The 15467-nt window shown below is 72.7% G+C and carries 14 protein-coding genes; 8 read left to right on the top strand and 6 right to left on the bottom strand.

Annotated features, from left to right (window positions below; genetic code table 11):
- Position 1 precedes the first annotated feature (1 nt).
- Entirely contained in the window at positions 2-2032 is a 2031-nt protein-coding gene (tkt, locus tag ACIBI5_RS24010) for a transketolase (RefSeq protein WP_397250326.1), read from the bottom strand.
- A 321-nt stretch (positions 2033-2353) separates the two neighbouring features.
- On the opposite strand from tkt, the gene ACIBI5_RS24005 reads away from it, so the two are divergent.
- Together ACIBI5_RS24005 and ACIBI5_RS24000 are read left to right on the top strand one after the other, a co-directional pair.
- Entirely contained in the window at positions 2354-3298 is a 945-nt protein-coding gene (locus tag ACIBI5_RS24005; protein WP_397250200.1) for a heme o synthase, read from the top strand.
- Between the two features lie 46 nt (positions 3299-3344).
- Positions 3345-4478, top strand: coding sequence for a PrsW family intramembrane metalloprotease (locus ACIBI5_RS24000; protein WP_397250198.1), 1134 nt, complete (start codon positions 3345-3347; stop codon positions 4476-4478).
- A 327-nt stretch (positions 4479-4805) separates the two neighbouring features.
- On the opposite strand, the gene ACIBI5_RS23995 is transcribed toward ACIBI5_RS24000, so the two are convergent.
- Together ACIBI5_RS23995 and ACIBI5_RS23990 are read right to left on the bottom strand one after the other, a co-directional pair.
- Positions 4806-5495, bottom strand: a complete 690-nt coding sequence (locus tag ACIBI5_RS23995) for a vancomycin high temperature exclusion protein (RefSeq protein ID WP_397250196.1) — start codon at positions 5493-5495, stop codon at positions 4806-4808.
- 51 nt (positions 5496-5546) lie between these two features.
- The gene (locus tag ACIBI5_RS23990) at positions 5547-6524 is read right to left on the bottom strand and encodes a heme A synthase (RefSeq protein WP_397250194.1); all 978 of its coding nucleotides are present in this window, start codon (positions 6522-6524) and stop codon (positions 5547-5549) included.
- A gap of 104 nt (positions 6525-6628) precedes the next feature.
- On the opposite strand from ACIBI5_RS23990, the gene ACIBI5_RS23985 reads away from it, so the two are divergent.
- The 6 genes from ACIBI5_RS23985 to ACIBI5_RS23960 are packed head-to-tail and all read left to right on the top strand — an operon-like array spanning position 6629 to position 12244.
- The gene (locus ACIBI5_RS23985; RefSeq protein WP_397250192.1) at positions 6629-7774 is read left to right on the top strand and encodes an NAD(P)/FAD-dependent oxidoreductase; all 1146 of its coding nucleotides are present in this window, start codon (positions 6629-6631) and stop codon (positions 7772-7774) included.
- Entirely contained in the window at positions 7774-8019 is a 246-nt protein-coding gene (locus ACIBI5_RS23980; protein WP_397250190.1) for a (2Fe-2S)-binding protein, read from the top strand. The genes ACIBI5_RS23985 and ACIBI5_RS23980 overlap by 1 nt, the downstream gene beginning before the upstream one ends.
- Positions 8016-9332: an NAD(P)/FAD-dependent oxidoreductase gene (locus ACIBI5_RS23975; protein WP_397250188.1), complete on the top strand. Its 1317-nt coding sequence runs from the start codon at positions 8016-8018 to the stop codon at positions 9330-9332. The genes ACIBI5_RS23980 and ACIBI5_RS23975 overlap by 4 nt, the downstream gene beginning before the upstream one ends.
- Positions 9329-10222, top strand: a complete 894-nt coding sequence (locus ACIBI5_RS23970) for a dihydrodipicolinate synthase family protein (RefSeq protein WP_397250186.1) — start codon at positions 9329-9331, stop codon at positions 10220-10222. Before ACIBI5_RS23975 ends, ACIBI5_RS23970 begins: the two co-directional genes overlap by 4 nt.
- A 58-nt stretch (positions 10223-10280) precedes the next feature.
- Positions 10281-11282: a proline racemase family protein gene (locus ACIBI5_RS23965; RefSeq protein ID WP_397250184.1), complete on the top strand. Its 1002-nt coding sequence runs from the start codon at positions 10281-10283 to the stop codon at positions 11280-11282.
- Positions 11279-12244 carry a proline racemase family protein gene (locus ACIBI5_RS23960; protein ID WP_397250182.1) on the top strand — a complete coding sequence of 322 codons (966 nt, stop codon included), beginning with the start codon at positions 11279-11281 and terminating at the stop codon, positions 12242-12244. The genes ACIBI5_RS23965 and ACIBI5_RS23960 overlap by 4 nt, the downstream gene beginning before the upstream one ends.
- A 272-nt stretch (positions 12245-12516) precedes the next feature.
- Here ACIBI5_RS23960 and ACIBI5_RS23955 read toward each other — a convergent pair whose 3' ends face one another.
- From ACIBI5_RS23955 to ACIBI5_RS23945, 3 genes are read right to left on the bottom strand one after another with little or no spacing between them, the layout of a single operon-like run.
- The gene (locus ACIBI5_RS23955; protein ID WP_397250180.1) at positions 12517-13182 is read right to left on the bottom strand and encodes a response regulator; all 666 of its coding nucleotides are present in this window, start codon (positions 13180-13182) and stop codon (positions 12517-12519) included.
- Positions 13179-14408 (bottom strand): sensor histidine kinase, encoded by a 1230-nt coding sequence (locus ACIBI5_RS23950; RefSeq protein ID WP_397250178.1) that lies wholly within the window; start codon positions 14406-14408, stop codon positions 13179-13181. The genes ACIBI5_RS23955 and ACIBI5_RS23950 overlap by 4 nt, the downstream gene beginning before the upstream one ends.
- Positions 14405-15430 carry a DUF418 domain-containing protein gene (locus ACIBI5_RS23945; RefSeq protein ID WP_397250176.1) on the bottom strand — a complete coding sequence of 342 codons (1026 nt, stop codon included), beginning with the start codon at positions 15428-15430 and terminating at the stop codon, positions 14405-14407. The genes ACIBI5_RS23950 and ACIBI5_RS23945 overlap by 4 nt, the downstream gene beginning before the upstream one ends.
- Positions 15431-15467 lie beyond the last annotated feature (37 nt).

The following is a 15467-nucleotide window of genomic DNA, read 5'->3' as shown; positions in this document are numbered from 1 at the left end:
CTCAGTTTCCCGTCGTCTCGCCCTTGTCCTGACCGAGCTTGGCGAGGCTGGCCTTGGCCGCCGCCGCCACGCGCTCGGCCGTCAGGCCGAACTGCTCGTACAGCGTCTTGTAGGGAGCGGAAGCCCCGAAGTGCTCAAGGCTGACCGTCTCGCCCGCCTCACCCACGAACTCCCGCCAGCCGAGCGCGATTCCCGCCTCGACCGCGACACGGGCCTTGACCGAGGGCGGCAGCACACTCTGCCGGTAGGCGGAGTCCTGCCCGTTGAACCACTCCACACACGGCATCGAGACCACGCGCGCCGGGATGCCCTGCGCCTCCAGCAGTTCCCTGCCCTCCACGGCCAGCTCGACCTCGGAGCCGGTGGCGATGAGGATCACCTGCGGCTGCCCGTTGGAGGCCTCGCGCAGCACGTACGCGCCGCGCTTGACGCCCTCGGCGCTCGTGCCCTCGTAGACCGGCAGGTTCTGCCGGGTCAGCGCCAGCGCGGCCGGGCGGTCGGTGTGCTCCAGCACGGCCTTCCACGCGAAGACGGTCTCGTTGGCGTCGGCCGGGCGGACCACGTCCAGGCCCGGGATCGCGCGCAGCGCCCACAGGTGCTCGACCGGCTGGTGGGTCGGGCCGTCCTCGCCGAGGCCGATCGAGTCGTGCGTCCAGACGTAGGTGACCGGCAGCTTCATCAGCGCCGCCAGGCGTACGGCCGGCCGCATGTAGTCGGAGAAGACCAGGAAGGTGCCGCCGTAGGGCCGGGTGCCGCCGTGCAGGGCGATGCCGTTGAGAATGGCGCCCATGCCGTGCTCGCGGATGCCGAAGTGCAGCGTCCGGCCGTAGCGGTTGCCGGGGAAGTCCTTGGTCTGGTGCTCCTCCGGGATGAAGGACGGCTCGCCCTTCATCGTGGTGTTGTTGGACTCGGCCAGGTCGGCCGAGCCGCCCCACAGCTCGGGCAGCACGCGGGAGACGGAGTTGAGGAACTCGCCCGAGGCCTTGCGCGTGGCGACCGAGGCGCCGGCCTCGAACTCCGGCAGCGCGCTGGTCCAGTCGCCGGGCAGTTGACGGGCGGAGATACGGTCGAGCTCGGCGGCGCGCTCAGGGTTGGCCAGGCGCCAGGCGGCGTAGCCCTTCTCCCATTCGGCGTGCGCCTCGCGGCCGCGCGCGGCCACCAGCCTCGCGTGCTCCAGCACCTCGGCAGGGACGTCGAAGGACTTCTCCGGGTCCATGTCGAGGATCTTCTTGGTGGCGGCGACCTCGTCGGCGCCGAGCTTGGAGCCGTGGATCTTGCCGGTGTTCTGCTTGTTGGGCGCCGGCCAGCCGATGATCGTGCGCAGCATGATGAACGACGGCTTGCCGGTCTCGGCGCGGGCGGCTTCCAGGGCGGCGTTCAGGGCGGCGACGTCCTCGGTGTAGTCGCCGGTCTTCGTCCAGTCGACCTTCTGCACGTGCCAGCCGTAGGCCTCGTAGCGCTTGAGGATGTCCTCCGACAGCGCGATCTGCGTGTCGTCCTCGATCGAGATGTGGTTGGAGTCGAACAGCACGGTCAGGTTGCCGAGCTTCTGGTGGCCGGCGAGCGCGCTGACCTCGTGGCTGATGCCCTCCTCGATGTCACCCTCGGAGGCGACGCACCAGATGTGGTGGTCGAAGGGGCTCGTGCCGGGGGCGGCGTCCGGGTCGAACATGCCGCGCTCGCGGCGGGCGGCCATCGCCATGCCGACCGCGTTGCCGACGCCCTGGCCCAGCGGGCCGGTCGTGGTCTCCACGCCGATCGTGTGCCCGTGCTCCGGGTGGCCGGGGGTGAGGCTGTCCCACGTACGCAGGCCCTCGATGTCCTCAAGCGTCAGCCCGTAACCGGAAAGGTAGAGCTGGATGTAGAGGGTGAGGCTGGAGTGGCCGCACGACAGGACGAAGCGGTCGCGGCCGAGCCAGCTCGCGTCGGTCGGGTCGTGCCGCATCGTGCGCTGGAAGAGCAGGTAGGCGGCCGGAGCCAGGCTCATCGCCGTGCCGGGGTGGCCGGAGCCGGCCTTTTCCACCGCGTCCATCGCCAGTGCTCGGACGACGTCGACCGCCTTCTTGTCGAGGTCGGTCCATTCAAAGGTGCTCAACTGCTCGATCTCCGGAATCTCGTTGTCATAGGTGGTGCCGGTTGGCATTTCCCGCCCACACCGGACCCTAACGGAGCCGCGGTCAAGATCGATTCCCTTGCCGCTCCGTGCGTGTCCGAGAGCGGGTCACGCCCCCCATGGCCGGACCGGCCGACCCTGCTACTACAGTTTGTGTGTTCGCAGAGACGCCACGGCGTCCATTCACGGATCCGCTCTAATCAGAGGTTACGCGTTGACTCCGCACGTGCTGGAAGCGCCTTGACGGTGCTCACGAACAGGCAATCGACGGCCCCGGCCCCGCAGGCCGCGCCGCCGCGCTCCTTCGGCGCGGTCGTCAAGGCCTATGTCGCGCTGACCAAGCCGCGGGTCATCGAGCTGCTCCTGATCACGACGCTGCCGGTCATGTTCCTCGCGTCGGGCGGCCTGCCGCCCCTGTGGAAGGCCCTGTGGGTCATGGTGTTCGGCACGCTGTCGGCGGGCAGCGCCAACGCGCTCAACTGCTACATCGACCGCGACATCGACGTGAAGATGCGGCGCACCCGCAAGCGCCCGCTGGCCCGCCACCAGGTCACGCCGCGCAACGCGCTGATCTTCGGAATCGTCCTCGGAACTTTGTCCGTTGTTGGCATGTGGGTCACCACGAACCTGCTCGCCGCCGCGCTCAACCTGTCGGCGATCCTGTTCTACGTCTTCGTCTACTCGATGATCCTCAAGCGGCGCACGTCCCAGAACATCGTCTGGGGCGGCCTGGCCGGCTGCATGCCGGTGGTCATCGGCTGGTCGGGCATCACCGGCAGCCTGGAGTGGACGCCGCTGGTGCTGTTCGGCGTGGTGTTCTTCTGGACGCCGCCGCACACCTGGACGCTGGCCATGCGCTACAAGGAGGACTACGCCGCCGCCTCGATCCCGATGCTGCCCGTGGTCGCCACCGAGCGCCGGGTCGTCGTGGAGTCCATCGTCTACACCTGGGCGACGGTGATCTGCTCGCTGCTGCTGTGGCCCGTCGCGGGCACCACGCTGCTCTACCCGATCGTGGCGCTGGCGCTCGGCGTGGTGTGCCTGTGGGAGATCCACCGCATGCTGGCCAGGGTCAACGCCGGCAAGACCGGCGTCGATCTGCGGCCGATGCGCTTCTTCCACTGGTCCAACGCCTACCTGGCGCTTCTCTTCCTCGCCGTCGCCATCGACCCGCTCCTCAGCTGAGCGTGTGCGGCGGGACACCGTGCACGCGATCCGTTAAAGTCACCCTATGGCGTCCCGTGATCCACGCTGGGTGTTCAAGGACCGGCCATCCTTCGCCCTGATCATCGGGCTGGTCGTCACCGGCATCTGCGCACTCGTCTCGCTCTCCTTCGACGTGATCAACGGCGCGCCTGTCGACTTCCTCGTCGCTCTCCTGCTGGCCCTGGCTCCGGTGCCCGTCCTGCTCGCGGCGGTGCTCGCGCTCGACCGCATGGAGCCGGAGCCGCGGAGCAACCTCGTCTTCGCCTTCGCGTGGGGGGCGGGCGTGGCCGTCCTGGTCGCGGGCGTCGTCAACTCGCTCAACCTGCACTACATCGTCGACGCCGCCAACCTCACCCCCGACAACGCCCGCAGCGTCGCCGCCACGTTCGGCGCGCCCGTCGTCGAGGAGACGATGAAGGGCCTGGTCCTGCTCGGCCTGCTGCGCTTTCGCCGAGCCGAGCTCGACGGCCCCACCGACGGCATCATCTACGCCAGCATGGTCGGACTCGGCTTCGCGATGAGCGAGAACGTCAGCTACTACGTGGCCGCGCTCACCGAGAGGGGCGTCGAGGGCCTGGCCGTCACGGTCGTGCTGCGCGGCATCCTGTCGCCGTTCGCGCACCCGCTGTTCACCTCGATGATCGGCGTCGCGGTGGCCTACGCCGCGCTGCGCAGCGGCTCGGTGCGGGTCGGCTACATCCTGGCGGGCTGGATCGGCGCGATGCTCCTGCACGGCCTGTGGAACGGCATGGCCTCCTACGGCGGCTTCGGCGGCCTCGTGATCGCCTACCTGATCCTGCTGCTGGTCCTCCTGGTCATGATCGGCATCGTCATCAAGGACAGACGGCGCATCGTCGCCCTCATCCAGCGCTACCTGCCGCCCTACGCCCCGACCCGCCTGGTCGACACCGCCGACATCCACATGCTCTCGGCCCTGTCCCGCCGCCGCCGCGCCCGCCAGTGGGCCAGCGCGCACGGCGGCAAACGCGGGTTGCGCGCGATGAGCGACTACCAGCTCGCCGCCACCGAACTCGGCCTGCTGCACGACCGCGCGGCCCGCCGGGTGGTCGACGAGCAGACCTTCCACGAGGAACAACGCGCCCTCCTCGAATGCATGAGCGCCGCCCGCGCCGGCTTCCCCGTCCCCGCGCGGAGATAGCGTTTCGGCGCTCTCTTGCTCGATCGTTTCTTGCGCGCGAGGACGATCGCCTTCCGTTACGGCTGCCGCCACCCCACCACCACCCGCCGCCGTGGGCGGGCGCCGATCGTGGGGGTCGCTTCTCACGTCGGACGGGGTCCCCGCCGTCACGGCCCACGTGAACGGGTGCTTCAGGTCGTGACGACCCGGCTCCGGCGTGGACCAGAACCCGGGCCATCGCGACCGCTGCCCCTCCTGGGTGGATCGCGCCCTGCGCACCTCGTGGGTCGGCGCCTGGGCCGTCACGGGCGTGGGCCGGAGACGCAGTCACGGCCGCCCCTGGGGATCCTAGGGGGCGGGGTGGGCCAGGATGTGGTCCAGGGTGGTTTCCCTTGGGCCTGGGAAGACGGGGTCGGAGCGCAGGAGGACGGCGTCGGCGAAGCCCTTCGCCGTGGCGAGGAGCTCGCGGGTCGCGTAGACGTAGGTCGCCGCCGCCCACTGCTTGGTCGAGTCGTCGCCCACCCCGTAGGTTTCCAGGCCGGCCGTACGGCAGAGCGTGACGGCCCGGGGGATGTGGAAGACCTGGGTGACCACGGTCAGGCGTTGGGCGCCGAAGACCTTGCGGGCACGTACGCAGGAGTCCCAGGTGTCGAATCCGGCGTAGTCCAGGACCATCGCGCCCGGCGGCACGCCCTTGTGGGTCAGGTAGTCGCGCATGGCGGTGGGCTCGTCGTACTCCCTGCGGCTGTTGTCGCCGGACAGCAGCAGCGCCTTCACCTTGCCGGCCCGGTACAGCTCGGCGGCGATGTCCAGGCGGCGCGCGAGCATGGGGGAGGGCTGCCCGCCGTACAGGCCGGCGCCGAGCACGAGGGCGGCCTGCGCGTCCGGGACCCGCGCGAGCCAGCCCTCGGTGTCGGCGGTGGCGCGGTGCGGTGAGCTGTCGAGCCACGCCCAGGTCATGGGGGCCAGCGCGAGCACACTGGCCAGGACGAGTGTCTGGTAGCCCCTTCTCAGGAGCTTCCGCTTATTTCCCGACAAGGGTGGCCTTCCGCCGGTGGGGGAGGGGCGGACCTATCGTGCCATAACCGGTCAGGCGGTGGCGGGCTCCCGGTTGGGGGAGGGGAGCGTCCCCACCGGCTCACGCACGCGCGTGGCGGTCGCCGCACGCAGCGCGAAGATCCACACCAGGGTCGAGCCGAGCACGTGCAGGCCCACGAGGAAGGCGGGCACGCCCAGGAAGTACTGCGTGTAGCCGATGACGCCCTGCAGCAGTTCGATGCCCAGCAGCGCCAGCGCCGCCCGGCGGGCCGCCCGTGGCGCGTCGCTCACGTGCAGGGCGATCAGCAGCGCGAAGGTCAGGCCGACGACGAGGTAGGCGAGGTCGGCGTGGATCCTCGCCACGGTCTCGATGTCGAAGTCGAAGCGCGAGGCGATCTCGTCGCCGGAGTGGGGGCCGGTGCCGGTGACCAGCACACCCGCCATCAGCAGCGCGAACGTCGCCGCGACCAGGACCTGTGCCAGCCGCCTGATGTCGCGGTGCACGGTGCGCCGGATCACTCCCTCGCGCTCGCCCGTCCGCACGTAGAACAGCCAGCACGCGGCCATCAGCACCACGGAGATCAGGTAGTGCGTGCCGACCGTGGCCGGGTGCAGCGCGCTCCTGACCACCAGTCCGCCCCAGAGCGCCTGCACGACGATGCCGGCCGGCTGCAGCCAGGCCAGGCGTACCAGGTCGGGACGGCGCGGCGCCAGGCGCAGCGCGGCGATCACGCAGGCGAAGCCGACCGCCAGCACCAGGAACGTGAGCAGCCGGTTGCCGAACTCGACCGCCATGTGCAGCGGCGAGATCTCCGGATGCAGGACCGGGAGGTAGCTGTCGCTGGTGCACTGGGGCCAGGTCGGGCAGCCCAGCCCCGACTCCGTCACCCGGACCGTGGCGCCGGTGACCGTGATGCCCGCGTTGACCACGACCGACGCCAGCGCCCAGTAGCGGATCGAGGCCTGAGTGGGCGCCCAGAAGAAAAGACTCCTGATGATCGGGTTCCGGTGGTCCGTGGGTAGCTTCACGTCATCGATGGTAGGGGCCGTATGTGCCGGTCCTTCCACCGCGATGGCCTCTGGCCGACCGGGCGAAGTTCAGTGTAGTGTGACATATTACTGAAGGGAGGCCGATGTCGGACGTCATCGTCATCGGCGCCGGAGTGGTCGGCGCCGCCTGCGCCTACTACGCGGCGCGCGCCGGGCTGGACGTGACCGTCGTCGACCGCGGCCCCGTGGCGAGCGGCACCACGGGATCCGGCGAGGGCAACGTGCTCGTCTCCGACAAGGAGCCGGGCCCCGAGCTCGACCTCGCCCTTCTGTCCAACCGCCTCTGGCGCGAACTGGCCGAGCACGGCGGGTTCGAGTTCGAGGCCAAGGGCGGGCTCGTCGTCGCCGAGACCGCCGACGTCCTGCGGCAGCTCACCGAACTGGCCGCCAAGCAGGGCGTGGAGCACGCGGCGGTACCCGGCGAGGCGCTGGGCGGCTACGAGCCGCACCTGGCGCCGGGGCTGGCCGGCGGCGTCCACTACCCCCAGGACGCGCAGGTCCAGCCCATGCTCGCCGCCGCCCGCCTGATCGGGCTCGGCGCGGACTCCTACGGCCACGGCACCCTCCACCTGCGCACCGGCGTCACCGTCACCGGATTCCTGCGCAGCGGAGAGCGGGTGAGCGGCGTGCGCAGCTCCCACGGCGACATCCTCGGCGGCGCCGTCGTCAACGCCGCGGGCACCTGGGGCGGCGAGGTCGCCGCGCTGGCCGGCCTCCACCTGCCGGTGCTGCCCAGACGCGGCTTCATCCTGGTGACGGAACCGTTGCGCGAACCGCTGATCCGGCACAAGGTCTACACCGCCGCGTACGTCACCAACGTGGCCAGCGACGCCGAAGGGCTGGAGACCTCGGCCGTGGTCGAGGGCACCCCCGCCGGACCCGTCCTCATCGGGGCCAGCAGGGAACGGGTCGGCTTCGACCGGACCACCTCGGTGCCGGTGCTGTCCAGGCTGGCCGCGCAGGCCGTCGCGCTGTTCCCCGCCCTGCGCGAGGTGCGGGCGATCCGCTCCTACTGCGGCTTTCGCCCGTACTGTCCCGACCACCTGCCCGTCATCGGCGAGGACCCCCGCGCGCCCGGCCTCTACCACGCCTGCGGCCACGAGGGGGCGGGCATCGGCCTGGCCCCCGCCACCGGCCACCTGCTGGCCCAGCTCCTGGCCGGGCAGCGGCCCGGCCTGGACCTCCGCCCGTTCCGCCCCGACCGCTTCACCCGAGAGGAGACCGGCTGATGGAGCGGTTCGACATCTCCGTCGACGGCCGCGCCGTGCCCGCCGAGCCGGGGCAGACGATCGGCGCGGCGCTGCACGCCGCCGGGGTGCGCTCCTGGCGCAGTACCCGGTTCGGCGGCCGGCCGCGCGGCCTGTTCTGCGGCATCGGCGTGTGCTTCGACTGCCTCGTCGAGGTCAACGGCCGCCCGGCCGAGCGCGCCTGCCGGCTGGAGGCCCGTCCCGGTGACGAGGTGAGCACCTCATGACCTACGACCTGGCCGTCATCGGCGGCGGCCCCGCCGGGGTCGCGGGCGCGCTGACCGCCGCGCTCGCCGGGCTGCGCGTCGTGCTGCTGGACGGCGGCCCGCGCCTGGGCGGTCAGTACTTCCGCCACGCCCACGGGGCGGAACCGGAACCCCGCTTCGCCCGCCAGTCCCACGCCCTGGGCCAACGGGCCGAGGTCCTGCTCAAGCACCAGGTCTGGGCCGTCAGCCGCGAGGACGACGGATTCACCGTGCACGCCCACGGCGCCGCCCGCACCGAGACACAGGCGCGGCGCCTGCTCATCGCCACCGGCGCCCACGACCGGCCCCTGCCCTTCCCCGGCTGGGACCTGCCCGGCGTGCTCACCGCCGGCGGCGCGCAGGCGCTGCTCAAGGGCGAGCGCGTGCTGGCCGGGCGGCGGATCGTCGTGGCCGGGACCGGGCCGTTCCTGCTGCCGGTGGCGGCCGGGCTGGCCGGGGCGGGCGCGGAGGTGGCCGGGGTGTTCGAGGCCTCGGGCGGGCTGGGGCTGGCCCGGCACCCGGTCATGGCCCTCGCCAAGGCGGGCGAGGCCGCCGGGTACGCGTGGGCGCTGGCCGCGCGGCGCGTGCCGTACCGGAGGAACCACGCGGTGATCGCCGCGCACGGCGAGCACGAGCTGCGCGCGGTCACGGTGGCCAGACTGGATCGCGACTGGAACGTTCTGGGCACCGAGGAGCTGGAGTGCGACGCGCTGGCCGTCGGCTACGGGTTCGTGCCGCAGATCGAGCTGGCCGTCCAGCTCGGCTGCGGGACCCGCCACGACACCGACGGCACGCCGGTCGTGGACGTGGACGCGCGCCAGCGCACCAGCGTCCCCGGGGTGTGGGCGGCCGGTGAGCCCACCGGCGTCGGCGGCTGGGAGCTGTCGGAGATCGAGGGCCGCGTCGCCGGCCTCGCGCTCGCCGGCGGGCCCGCGGGCGAGGTGCCCGGCCTGCTGCTGCGCAGGCGCGCCCGGCTGCGGGCCTTCGCCGCGGCGCTGCAGAGCGCCTACCCGGTGAGGCCGGGCTGGCAGTCGTGGCTCACCCAGGACACGCTCATCTGCCGGTGTGAGGAGGTGCCGCTGTCTCGCGTGCGCGAGGCACAGGAGCTCGGCGCCACCGACGCCCGTTCGATCAAGCTGCTGGCCAGGCCCGGCATGGGCTGGTGCCAGGGCCGCATGTGCGGCTACGCGCTCGCCTGCCTGGCCGGGGAACCCCAGCAGCCCCCACGCCGCCCCATCGCCCAGCCGATCTCCCTAGGCGCCCTAGCGGAGCCCCCACAGAAGGAATATCGATGACAACACGCACCAAACCCTGGCACGGCGTCATGGTGGCCACCGCGCTTCCCCTGCACGACGACCTGTCCGTGGACTATGACGGCTACGCCGCGCACTGCCGCTGGCTGGTCGAGAACGGCTGCGACGGCGTCGTGCCCAACGGCTCGCTGGGCGAGTACCAGACGCTCACGCCGGAAGAGCGCGCCAAGGTCGCCGAGACCGCCGTCGCCGCGATCGGCGGCGAGCGCGTCATGGCCGGTGTCGGCGCCTACGGCGCGGCCGAGTCGCGCCGGTGGGCCGAGCACGCCCGCGAGATCGGCTGCGGCTCGGTGCTCGCGCTGCCGCCCAACACCTACCGCGCCGACGAGCGCGCCGTGCTGGAGCACTACCGCCAGGTGGCCGAGGCGGGCGTGCCCGTCGTGGCCTACAACAACCCCTACGACACCAAGGTCGACCTCACCCCGGCGCTGCTGGCCAGGCTGTACGCCGAGGGGCTGATCGTGGCGGTCAAGGAGTTCACCGGGGACGTGCGCCGCGCCTACGAGCTGTCCGAGCTCGCCCCCGGACTCGACCTGCTGGTCGGCTCCGACGACGTGCTGCTGGAGCTGGGCATCGCCGGGGCCGTGGGCTGGATCGCCGGCTTCCCCAACGCGCTGCCCGCCGCCAACGTCGCCCTGTACCGCGCCGCGCTCGCCCGCGACCTGGACACGGCGCTGCCCCTGTACCGCACGCTGCACCCGCTGCTGCGCTGGGACTCCAAGATCGAGTTCGTGCAGGCCATCAAGCTCTCCATGGACGTGGCGGGCCGCCGCGGCGGCCCCTGCCGCCAGCCGCGCGTGCACCTGACCGAGGACCAGGCCAGCGCCGTCCGCGCCGCCACCGAGAAGGCCCTCGCCGAGGGGATCGCATAACTTTCCACGAGGTACGCCGCACCGGCCACGTGGCCCAGGCACCCCCCAGAGGAGCGACATGAGAACCAACCGGGTCTTCCACGCGGTCGACTCGCACACCGAGGGCATGCCCACACGGGTGATCACCGGCGGCGTCGGGGTGATCCCTGGCGCCACCATGGCCGAGCGCCGGGTGTACTTCCGTGACCACCTCGACCACCTGCGCAACCTGCTCATGCGCGAGCCCCGCGGCCACTCCGCGATGAGCGGGGCGATCCTGCAGCCGCCCACCCGGCCGGACGCCGACTGGGGCGTGCTGTTCATCGAGGTGTCCGGGCTGCTGCCGATGTGCGGGCACGGCACGATCGGGGTGGCGACCGTGCTGGTCGAGACCGGCATGGTCGAGGTGAGCGAGCCGGTGACCACGATCCGGCTGGAGGTCCCCGCCGGGCTGGTCACCGTCGACGTCGCGGTCAGGGACGGCGTCGCCGAGTCGGTCACGCTCCGCAACGTCGCCGCCTTCAGCGACCGGCTGGACGCCGAGGTCGAGGTGCCCGGGTTCGGGCGGATCCGCTATGACCTCGCCTACGGCGGCAACTTCTACGCCATCGCCGGCCTCGACTCCTACAAGCTGCCGTTCGACCGGGCCGCCAAGAACGAGATCATCGCCGCCGGGCTGGCCACCATGGACGCGATCAACGCCACCGACGAGCCGGTCCACCCCGAGGACCCGCGTATCCGCGGCTGCCATCACGTCTACTTCGCCGCCCCCGGCTCCACCGCCCAGCACTCCCGGCACGCGATGGCGATCTTCCCGGGCTGGTTCGACCGCTCGCCCTGCGGCACCGGCACCAGCGCCCGGATGGCCCAGCTGCACGCCCGGGGCGAGCTGGCGATCGGCGCCGACTTCGTCAACGAGTCGTTCATCGGCACCCGCTTCGTCGGGCGGCTGCTGGAGGAGACCACCGTGGGCGGGCGGCCCGCGGTCGTGCCGTCCATCACCGGGCGGGCCTGGATCACCGGGACCGCCCAGTACTTCCTCGATCCCCGCGACCCGTTCCCCGAAGGGTTCGAGCTGTGATCACGACGGTCGACTACCACACCGGTGGCGAGCCGTTCAGGATCGTGACCGGTGGCGTGCCGGACATTCCCGGCGCCACGGTGCTCGAACGGCGGTCGGCCACCGAGGGGGTCGATCATGTACGGCGGCTGTTGTGCCATGAGCCGCGGGGCCACGCCGACATGTACGGATGCTTCCTGGTGCCGCCTGACGACGCCGGGGCTCATCTGGGCGTGCTGTTCTGGCACAAGGACGGCTATTCCACCGCGTGTGGTCATGGCACGATCGCGCTGGCCGTACACGCTGTGCAGGAGGGGCTGGTCGCCGCCGGCCCGGACGGTGCCACCGACGTGGTCGTCGACGTCCCGTCGGGGCGGGTGACGGCCCGCGTGGCCCGCGCGGGGGGCCGGATCACCGGCGTCACCTTCCGCAGCGTGCCGTCGTGGGTGATCGCCCGCGGCGTCGAGGTCGCCGGCGTCAGCCTCGACCTCTCCTACGGCGGCGCCATCTACGCCAGCCTGCCCGCCTCCGCCGTGGGCCTGTCCGCGGAGCGGGAGCACCTGCCCGCCCTCATCGCCCACGGCCGCCGCGTCAAGGCCGCGCTGCGGGACCACCCCGCCGCCCGCCACCCCGGGGACGAGCGGCTGTCCGGGATCTACGGCGTCATCTTCCACGACGAGCTGTCCGCCGCCGGAACCGCCTTGCACCAGCGCAACGTCACCGTCTTCGCCGACGGCGAGGTGGACCGCTCGCCCTGCGGCTCCGGCACCGCCGCCCGCATGGCCCTGCTGGCCGCCGACCACGGCGACGCCGTCACGCTGACCCACGACAGCGTGATCGGCACCCGCTTCACCGCCCGGGTGGCCGGGCGGACGGCCGAGGGGATCGTGCCGGAGATCGACGGCATGGCCTACCGCACCGGCCGCCACACCTTCGACCTCGACCCCGCCGACCCCCTCGGCACCGGCTTCGTCCTACGCTGACCCCGCTCACGGGCCGCCCGGCCCCGACCCCCGCTCACGGGCCGCCCGGCCCCGACCCCCGCTCACGGGCCGCCCGGCCCACAGCCCGCCCGGCCCATCGGCTCACCGGCCGCAAGGTCCCCGGCTCACGAACTGCCCGCCCGGCACGTTCCCGGGCCGCCTGAGCTTCTGGGTGGCTGGCACGTGGGCGGCCGGGCTGCTCAACTCTGGTTGCCCCGGCCTGTCGCGCTCGCGGCTCGTCCGGTCGGCTCGTGGGCTGTGGCGTGTCCGGTTCACGGGTTGCCCGGTTCGACGACGCCGTGCTCGTACGCGTAGATGATCGCCTGGACGCGGTCCCGGCAGCCGATCTTGGCCAGGAGGTTGGCCACGTGCGTCTTGACCGTCGAGACGCTCACGGTCAGGGTCTGGGCGATCTCCACGTTGGACAGCCCGCGGGCCAGGAGGACGAGCGTGTCGTGCTCGCGGCCGGTCAGCGCGGGCAGCGGCTCCAGGACTCGTGGCGGCTTCGAGGTGCGGGCGAACTCGGCGACGAGGCGGCGCGTGACGCCGGGCGCGACCAGGCCCTGACCTCCGGCCACCACCCGCACGGCCGCCACCAGCTCGTCGGGTTCGACGTCCTTCAGCAGGAAACCGCGCGCACCTCCGCGCAGCGCCGAGAAGACGTACTCGTCGAGGTCGAACGTGGTCACGACCAGGACGGCGAGCGGGTCGGCGACCCCCACGCCGGCAAGGCGCTCGGTCGCGGCGATGCCGTCGAGCACGGGCATGCGGACGTCCATGATGACCAGGTCGGGCCGCAGGCGGCGGGCGAGCCGTACCGCCTCCTGCCCGTCGGCGGCCTCGCCGACGATCTCGAGGTCGGGCTCCGACTCCAGGATCGTGCGGAACCCGGCCCGGACCACGGCCTGGTCGTCGGCGATCAGGATCGTGAAAGTCATGGACGCTCCAGCGGAAAGGAGGCGCTGACCAGCCAGCCGCCGTCGGGCTCGGGGCCGGCGGTGAGCGCGCCGCCGGCGTGGTTGACGCGTTCGCGCATGCCGAGCAGGCCGTAGCCGCCGTCGGCGCCGGTCGGGCGGGCGGCGCGGGCGGGCCTGGCGTTGCGCACCGCCACCGCGAACCCGGCCTCGCCGAAGGTGGTCGTGACGCTGACCTTGGCGCCGGGCGCGTGCCGGCGGGCGTTGGTCAGCGCCTCCCGAACGAGGCGGGAGACCGCCAGCCCGGTCGTGACGGGCAGCGTCCGCGGCTCGCCCGAGGCGCTGACCTCGACGTCCATGCCGGTCGTGCGGAACCGGCGGACGGTCTCCGCCACTCCGGTCAGCGCGGGGGCGCGGCCGTCGGCCTCACCCGGCTCGCTGTCGCGCATGAGCCCCACGAGCGCGCGCAGCGCGGCCAGCGTGTCGCGTCCCTGGGACCTGATCGCCCGTAACGTGGCCCGCGCGGCGGCCGGGTCGCGGTCGAGCAGCCGGTCGGCGGCGCCAGCCTGCACGACGATAGCGGACAGGTCGTGCGCGGCGATGTCGTGCAGTTCCCTGGCGATCCTGGCCCGCTCCTCGGCGACCGCGGTCCTGGCGCGCTCCTCCCGGTCGCGCGCGATGCCCGCCGCCGCCCTGGCCGCACCCGCCCGCCTGGCCTGTACGGCGAAGCCGGCCGTGGCGGGAAGCAGATAGGCCGCGGCGACGGCGGCCGCCATCCCGGCCGGATCGCCCGGCGGCACACCCCAGAAGGTGAGCAGCCCACTGTGCCCGCCGCCCGCCAGCGTCCCGAGCAGTCCTCCGGCGGCGTGGACGGCGCCGCAGGCCAGGATCGCGACCGTCGCCCGCACCTGGGGCAGGCGGCTGGCCACGGTGTAGGAGCACACCACGGCGCCCACGCCGATCAGGGCGGGACGGCCGGGCAACAGCATGGCCGCCAGCGGGAGCACACTGGCCGCCGCCAGCGCGAGAACGGGACGGCGCCGCCGCGTGGCGATGGTGGCCAGGTCCGCCGCGGCCAGGCCGAAGCCGGCGGCCACGACGCCGGGGGCGAGCGCGCTCAGCGTGCCCTGGTGGACGGCGGGCAGCAGGCGGGCCGTACTGACGAGGATGAGCAGAGCGGCGGCCAGCGCGTCACGCCCGGCGGCGGTGCGGACGCCGAGTCGCGCCAGCCCTTCGCTCCACACGCTCATGCCGCTCCGCGCGCTCCTCCGGCGTCGGCGCGACCGCCGATGGGCAGCCGCCGCCAGTACGTCACGCACCGCCAGGCCCACTCCAGCGGGCCGTAGCCGTACCTTCGCAACCACAGGTTACTCACCACGGCCTGAAGGAGCAGGATCGCTGCGCCCAGAGCCGCCGCGAGCGCCCATTCCTTCGAGCCGCGCAGGCCGAGCGCCGTGCCGATCGGGACGAACAGCAGGGCGGCCCCGAAGTAGTTGGTCAGCGCCATCCTGCCCATCGGCGCCAGCGCCCACGACAGCGCCGTCCCCGCCGGGGTGCGTAGAAGCAGCAGGAACAGCGCGACGTAGCAGCCCGCGGTGGCCAGCGACAGCGTCGTGCCGAGCCGGATCTGCGCCATGTCGGGCAGCGGCAGGGTGATGAGCCAGTACGTCAGCCCGCAGACCGCCAGCGAGACGACGCCGAGCGCGGCCAGGCGCCGGGGACGCTCGCCGAGCGTCTCCGGCACCCGCAGTTCGGCCAGCGTGTACCCGAGCGCGAACAATCCGGGCAGCAGCCCCAGACCGCCCACCCCGGCCAGGACGCCCGCCACCGTCAGCACGACGGCCACGGCGGGAAGCGCCCGGCGCGGCAGGTAGCTGAGGGGGAGAAGCACCACGACGCCGGTGACGGCGAACGGCAGCAGCACCTCCCCGGGCTGCAGCAGGTGCAGGACGGCGCCCAGCGCGGCCAGCGCCGCGAACCGCCTCAGCAGGAGCAGCCTCGGCCGTCCCGAGCGCCGGGCGGCCGAGCGCAGGAAGATGCCGAAGCCGATGCCGAACAGCAGGTAGAAGATGGGATAGAAGCGCCCGAGGAAGAACAGGCGCAGCGGGCCGGGCAGTTGCCCGGCGTAGGCGAACATCTCCATGGTCTGGGGGATGTTCACGAAGATGATCCCGCACAGGGCGAACCCGCGCAGCGCGTCGAGCGCGGCGATGCGCTGCTTCGGGGCGACCGGGGCCTGCGAAGAGGACGAAGAGGACGGGGAGACTGACACGCCTTCATGGTGACCGGGGGCACGGTCCGGGCGCTTC

The sequence above is a fragment of the Nonomuraea sp. NPDC050540 genome, assembly GCF_044457485.1.
Classification (GTDB): Bacteria; Actinomycetota; Actinomycetes; order Streptosporangiales; family Streptosporangiaceae; genus Nonomuraea.
The sequence above is the reverse complement of the archived record's forward strand: the minus strand, read 5'-3'. Positions and strand labels throughout refer to the sequence as shown.

What these genes read in the sequence shown, in the direction of transcription:
- ACIBI5_RS23970 (WP_397250186.1), top strand. Translation starts at nt 9,329, where the DNA reads ATGACAACACGCACCAAACCCTGGCACGGCGTCATGGTGGCCACCGCG.
- ACIBI5_RS23950 (WP_397250178.1), bottom strand. Translation starts at nt 14,408, where the DNA reads ATGAGCGTGTGGAGCGAAGGGCTGGCGCGACTCGGCGTCCGCACCGCC.
- ACIBI5_RS23955 (WP_397250180.1), bottom strand. Translation starts at nt 13,182, where the DNA reads ATGACTTTCACGATCCTGATCGCCGACGACCAGGCCGTGGTCCGGGCC.
- tkt (WP_397250326.1), bottom strand. Translation starts at nt 2,032, where the DNA reads ATGGACGCGGTGGAAAAGGCCGGCTCCGGCCACCCCGGCACGGCGATG.
- ACIBI5_RS23965 (WP_397250184.1), top strand. Translation starts at nt 10,281, where the DNA reads ATGAGAACCAACCGGGTCTTCCACGCGGTCGACTCGCACACCGAGGGC.
- ACIBI5_RS23975 (WP_397250188.1), top strand. Translation starts at nt 8,016, where the DNA reads ATGACCTACGACCTGGCCGTCATCGGCGGCGGCCCCGCCGGGGTCGCG.
- ACIBI5_RS23985 (WP_397250192.1), top strand. Translation starts at nt 6,629, where the DNA reads ATGTCGGACGTCATCGTCATCGGCGCCGGAGTGGTCGGCGCCGCCTGC.
- ACIBI5_RS24000 (WP_397250198.1), top strand. Translation starts at nt 3,345, where the DNA reads ATGGCGTCCCGTGATCCACGCTGGGTGTTCAAGGACCGGCCATCCTTC.
- ACIBI5_RS23980 (WP_397250190.1), top strand. Translation starts at nt 7,774, where the DNA reads ATGGAGCGGTTCGACATCTCCGTCGACGGCCGCGCCGTGCCCGCCGAG.